General features: G+C 66.3%; 8 protein-coding genes and 1 pseudogene. 8 read left to right on the plus strand and 1 reads right to left on the minus strand.

Annotated elements, in window-relative coordinates; all coding sequences use genetic code 11:
• Positions 1 to 141: 141 nt before the first annotated feature.
• Genes K8556_RS38550 through K8556_RS39930 form a run of 4 tightly spaced genes read left to right on the plus strand, consistent with a single transcriptional unit; the run spans position 142 to position 1997 of the window.
• Positions 142 to 576 carry a hypothetical protein gene (locus K8556_RS38550; protein WP_223745131.1) on the plus strand — a complete coding sequence of 145 codons (435 nt, stop codon included), beginning with the start codon at positions 142 to 144 and terminating at the stop codon, positions 574 to 576.
• Positions 577 to 580: 4 nt separating this feature from the next.
• Entirely contained in the window at positions 581 to 1240 is a 660-nt protein-coding gene (locus K8556_RS38555; protein ID WP_223745132.1) for a hypothetical protein, read from the plus strand.
• Positions 1240 to 1563: a hypothetical protein gene (locus K8556_RS38560; protein WP_223745133.1), complete on the plus strand. Its 324-nt coding sequence runs from the start codon at positions 1240 to 1242 to the stop codon at positions 1561 to 1563. Before K8556_RS38555 ends, K8556_RS38560 begins: the two co-directional genes overlap by 1 nt.
• On the plus strand, positions 1563 to 1997 hold the full coding sequence (locus K8556_RS39930; RefSeq protein WP_223745134.1) for a minor capsid protein: 435 nt from the start codon (positions 1563 to 1565) through the stop codon (positions 1995 to 1997). The genes K8556_RS38560 and K8556_RS39930 overlap by 1 nt, the downstream gene beginning before the upstream one ends.
• Before the next feature lie 8 nt (positions 1998 to 2005).
• Here K8556_RS39930 and K8556_RS38570 read toward each other — a convergent pair whose 3' ends face one another.
• Positions 2006 to 2551, minus strand: a complete 546-nt coding sequence (locus tag K8556_RS38570) for a hypothetical protein (protein ID WP_223745135.1) — start codon at positions 2549 to 2551, stop codon at positions 2006 to 2008.
• Positions 2552 to 2876: 325 nt separating this feature from the next.
• Here K8556_RS38570 and K8556_RS38575 point away from each other — a divergent pair, with 325 nt between their 5' ends.
• The 4 genes and pseudogenes from K8556_RS38575 to K8556_RS38590 form a co-directional block, all read left to right on the plus strand.
• Positions 2877 to 3125, plus strand: coding sequence for a hypothetical protein (locus K8556_RS38575; RefSeq protein ID WP_223745136.1), 249 nt, complete (start codon positions 2877 to 2879; stop codon positions 3123 to 3125).
• Positions 3126 to 3139: 14 nt separating this feature from the next.
• Complete coding sequence (locus K8556_RS38580; protein WP_172810342.1) at positions 3140 to 3565, plus strand: phage tail tube protein; 426 nt, start codon at positions 3140 to 3142, stop codon at positions 3563 to 3565.
• Between the two features lie 36 nt (positions 3566 to 3601).
• A complete protein-coding gene (locus K8556_RS38585) occupies positions 3602 to 3985 on the plus strand; it encodes a phage tail protein (protein ID WP_121778342.1) in 384 nt (127 codons plus the stop codon).
• A 203-nt stretch (positions 3986 to 4188) separates the two neighbouring features.
• Positions 4189 to 5180 (plus strand): annotated as a pseudogene (locus tag K8556_RS38590) (hypothetical protein); the annotation flags it as partial.

Genomic DNA, 5180 nt, shown 5'->3' on the forward strand with positions numbered 1-5180 from the left:
TCCGGCATCTCCACGGACCAGACGGTGCTGCGCGCCATCACCAAGCACGACCTGGCCATGCGCCACCGGCAGTCCGGTGTCGTGGTGAAGGACCTGAGCTGGGGCAGCAACTGACGGGGCGATGCCCCACGAAAGGACACCATGACCGCACCACACATCAGCCAGATCGGCGCCTTCGTTGCCGCTCGCTTGGGCACGCCCCCCGCTGCGACGCCTGCTGGAACCCGCCAGGGGACGGGCTACGACCGGCTTGTCTTGGGCGAGAGCTGCGTCCTCGTCGCGGCCACGGGCGCGGTGACGGGCAGCCCCACGGCGCAGGGCTACGAGGTGAAGCTTCAGCACTCCAGCGACAATGGAGCGGATGACGCCTGGACGGACTTCGTGCCGGCCGGAGGGGGAGCGGCCTCCGTGCAGCTGACGGCGGCGAATGCCTTCGCGGAGAAGGACGTGGACCTCGGCGCGGCGAAGCGGTTCATCCGCGTGGCGGAGGCCACGACGCTGACGGGCGGGACGTCGCCCAGCCTCCAGGCGTGCGCCATCGTCGTCTTCGGCGGCGCCATGACGCTGCCGGTGTGACGCCATGGCTCATCCTGCTGACCTGTGCCTGGCTGCCACCGTGGCGGATGACCTGGGCGTAGCGGTGACGCCGCGTCTGGAGTCCCTCGTCACGGCGGCGAGCCGGGCCGTTGCTGGCTACTGCTGCCGGGTCTTCGAGCACGGCCAGGGGCTCGTGGAATACCCGGCTGGCTACGGGCGCCCATTGCTGCTGCTGGCGCGCCCGCCCGTTGTCCTGGTGGTGGGCGTCTGGGAGGGCGGTGCCTTCGTGCCGGCCGAGGAGTACGAGAGCCACGGGAAGCTGGCGGACGCCGGCATGCTGTACCGCAAGCGCGGCGCGTGGCGGGAGACGGCGCGCTCGGGCGGGCTGGTGGTGGAGGCGGTGGACAGCTTCCAGGGCAGTGAGGACGGCATCCGCGTCGTCTACGACGGGGGCTTCGTGACGCCGGGGCAGCGAGCCCTGGACGCGTCGCGCGTGGTGACGCTGCCTGAGGACGTGCAGGAGGCCACCGTTCACACGGCGGTGCAGCTGTTCCGCTCGCGTGGCGTGGACGCCATGGTCGCCAGCGAGTCCATTGGCGACTGGTCCGTCAGCTACTTCGCGGCGAAGGCTGAGGGGAAGAGTCCCATCCCTGGCGCCGCGCAGGCGTTGCTCGCGCCTTATGTAATTCACCGGGTGAGTTAATGGCTTCGCCCACGGACACCTTCCGTCAGTCGATCACCTACGTCGTGCTGACGGGCCGGGACGCCTACGGCAAGCCGTCCCTTGGCCCACAGATGACGGCGAGGGCTCGTGTGCAGCCGTCCCGACGTCTCATCCGCGACGCCAACGGCAACGAGCACCTGGCTGCGCACGTCGTCTACACGGATGCGGTCCTCACGTTGCAACACCGTGTCTGGCTGCCGGGGGAGGACGTGGCCGACTTCAATCGCGCCCGGCGCCCCGTGGCCGTGGACGAGTCCGTGGACGGCTCTGGCGCAGTGCGTTTCCGTAAGGTGTGGTTCTGATGCGGGACATCGCTTTGGAACTCGCGGTGTTGCTGGAGGGAGCTGGGCTGGGACTTGTCCGTCCGCCAGCTCCAGGCGCCAACCTTTTCACTGCTCCGATGCCGGAGGCGGACGGCGACATGCCGGATCGGGCTGTGGCCTTGATGGTGACGGGCGGCGCGGGGCCGCAGGCATACGTGGGGCTGCGTCGCGCCGCGTACCTGACTTTGGCCTTTCAAGTGCGAGTGCGCTCGGCGCGCGAAGACTTTGAGGGTGGTCAGCAGTGCGCCCTTGGCGTCTATTCAGTTCTCCACTGCTTATCTCTCGTTCCGTATGCCATTGTGCGGGCAGAGGAGAGTGCACCGATTTACTTAGGAATAGATGGGAGTGATCGCCCTCGCTGGAGCCTAAATTTTTCTATTGGGTGCGTGCTTCCCGTTAGGTCTTTGGTGTGATTGACGTGCTACTCTGGTCCAATCGGCTGTACTCCCAGCATAACTCCGGGATAGAAATAGCCATTGTGAACTGGGGTGTCTTCCGCGACCCTGAAATACCATGCCAAATAAGTTCTTGGGCGGGACTTCATGGTGCCGATAAGTGCATCTAGGCGCTGTTTTGTTTCTGCGTGGTATTTAACCGGAATCAAAGGGGCGATAAAGACAATCGCTAGCTTCGTGTATCTCCCCTTGTAGGTTTTGACTTTTTGACTGTCTCTGATGGCGCAGTTGAATGAGTGGTTTATGGTTTCAACTGTGTACTTGGAGCGAAGCCGCAACCAGCACGATTTGGCCTCGGCTACGAACTGAGGGCCGTTCTTTTCGCGGCCTGTCCAGAACATGAGGTCTACTCGGCCTGGGAAGTCCATTTCTTCAGGTGACCTTTTTGTTTCTGAAAATTCTTCAAACGCCCAGCCGCCAGCCAGCCAGATAGCTCCAGCGAGCTGGCTGATGGAAGCTCGCTCATTATACCACCAGGGGCAGTCCTTCTTTCCCCAGGTTGAGTCACCCATGAGTTCATTCCACTTTTTTAGAGTTGGCGTGAGCGCATGGGAGCTCTCTATGTGGGTGTTCTTGAAGACTATTGAGAGAGACATGGTGCCTCTTTGGGGCGGTTAAGAAGCGCCTGGAGTGGTTGGTTATAATTGGTGGGCGGACGGGAAGCTGCCCCCATTGAAGTAGGGGATGCCTGTTCGAGTCAAAGTCGATGCGGTGAGGCTGGAGCGTCTGCGCCGCTCACCCTCTGAGGTGCTACGCGCGCTCGATGCGCCCTGTCGGGACATCGCCCGCCTCGCGCTGGATTACTCCCTCTTCCTCGTGCCGGTGGGAGAGGGCCACTTGCGTGACAGCGCCTTCCTGAGCGGCCCCCTCCACAACCTGAGCCAGCGCCTCTCCACGACGTGGACGGCTGGCTACGCGCATCCGTCCGCAGGCCCCATTCACGAGGGCTGGCACTGGGGCGCGCAGCTCTTCAACCCGCCGCCGCACTTCCTCCGCAAGTCCTTCCGTCGCGCCCGAGGCAGTGCCCGCCGCCGTGTGGCTGCCGTCCTGAAGGACTTCCTCGCGCAGCGCTTCCCCTCCCATTGACTGGAAACACCACCATGCCTGAACCCCGAGAGGCCTTCTTCGACAAGCTCTACATCCGCGCCACGGACACCGCGCCCGTGGAAGCGGACGCGCTGGATGGCGTCCTGGAGGCGCCCGTCAACCGCGCGAAGGACACCGTGGATGCCAACTATTTCGGCGGCGATGGGTACAAGCGCACGAAGGGCACCTGGAAGTCCTTCTCCATCCCGCTGTCCGGTCATGTCTTCAAGGGCAGCGCTCCGCAGCAGGTTCTGCGGGACGCCTTCGAGAGCGACGCCACCGTCTTCTTCACCATCGTGGAGGACGAGACGGCGCCCGTGGGAGCGCAGGGCTTCCGCTACCCGGTGAAGGTGACGTCCTACGAGGAGGGCCGCAGCTCCACGGATGTCGTCACCTTCTCCGCCACCCTTGCCGGCCAGGGCGCGCCCGTCGCGGTGTAGCCGCCTGCTTTCCCACGTCACACCCGAGGCCTCACCATGACTGCACCCACCACGCTCCGAAAGCCCCTCGGCACCCGCCGCAAGCTGCACAAGCGCGTCGCGTTGGACGGCGCCGACTACGACATCTGCCAACCGCCCCTGGGCGAGAAGCTTGAGTTGCTCGCCGCCGCGAAGGCCGCCAAGGAACTGGGGCCCGACAGGAAGCCCGTGGATGAGTTCGCGGGGATGGCGATGATCGCCCGCATCGCCGTCCTCTGCCTCTACCACCCGGACACCGCCATCCGTGTCTTCGATGAGTCGGAGGTTGGCCAGGTGAAGCGCGAGCCCTGGCTGGAGGAGATTCAGGACGACTTGGCCCGGGCCTTCGCGGGACCGACGCTGGAGGAGGCGAAGGGAAACTCCGGCACCACCCCGAGCTGAGGGCGCTGCACGCGGTGGTGAAGCTGACGGGCCAGTCGCCCGAGGAAGTGCGCGGCTGGGCGTGGGAGGACGTCGTCCACCTCCTGGCCCACTGCGCTCTGGAGGCCGAGGAGGTGCGCGGAATGCGCGCTCCAGGCCCCGCCTCTCATACCGGCCCGATGACAACGACAACGGTTTTCAAGAAGCGTCCCAAGAGGTGAGGCATGGCCGGAGGCCTGCGCGTAGGCGACTTGTATGTGGCGGTGACGGCCTCGGTGGGCGAGGCACTGTCCAATCTGGGCAAGGTGGTGGAGGCCGTCGAGAAGGCCGCCAAGCAGGTGAAGGAAAAGTCCAAGGGGTTGGGCGAGATTGGCGCGGCGGTGTCGGCGGGGATTGCCGGTGCCGTCGCGGCGGCGTCCAAGTCCAACGCGGCCATGGAGCGCGAGACGGAGCGGATGACGTCGCTCCTCTACACGCTGGCGGCGGACGTCGGCGACGCCTTCCTGCCGGTGGTGCAGCACGTCGCGGACGGCGTCGAGCGCGTGGTGGCGAGCTTCCAATCCCTCTCTCCGGAGATGAAGGCCGCCGCCTCGGATGTCCTGGTGTGGGTGGCCGGGGCGGGCCTCGCCGCTGGGGCACTGGGGAAGGTGGCGAACGTCGTGGAAGGCGTTGCGACGGGCGCTGGCGGGCTGGTGAAGGTGCTGGGCTTGCTCAACAAGTCCGTCGCCCTGGCCTCCCTGGCCGCTTCCATGGACAAGGTGACGGCTTCCATGGGCGGCATGGTTGCTAGCACCCCGTCCGTCACCGGCAGCCTGGGGCGCCTGGCCCTCTCCACTGGAAGCCTGCTGGTGCCGCTCGCGGCGGTGGCCGCTGCCGTGGCGGCCCTGGTGCTGCTGGCGGGCAGCGTCTACGCCGCCTGGGAGGACAGCAGCACGGGCCTTGCGGACTTCTTCCGGGACATCGGCGACCAACTGGCGAAGTGGGCCGGCCGCATCGCGGATGGCTTCTCCCGGGCCTTCCTGGCGCTGGGCAACTTCGTGAAGGGGGCGGCCCTGTCCGTCCTGGACGGCGTCGCGGCCCTGGTGCGTGGCGTCTCCCGCCTCCTTGAGCCCGTGGCGCGTCAGGCGGGCTTCCCGGAGCTGGCCGCCACCTTCCGGCAGGTGTCCACCGTCACGGGCCGGGAGCTGCTGGAGACGCTGGGGCAGGGCGCCCAGGT

It is taken from the genome of Corallococcus sp. AS-1-12, assembly GCF_020036995.1.
Classification (GTDB): Bacteria; Myxococcota; Myxococcia; order Myxococcales; family Myxococcaceae; genus Corallococcus.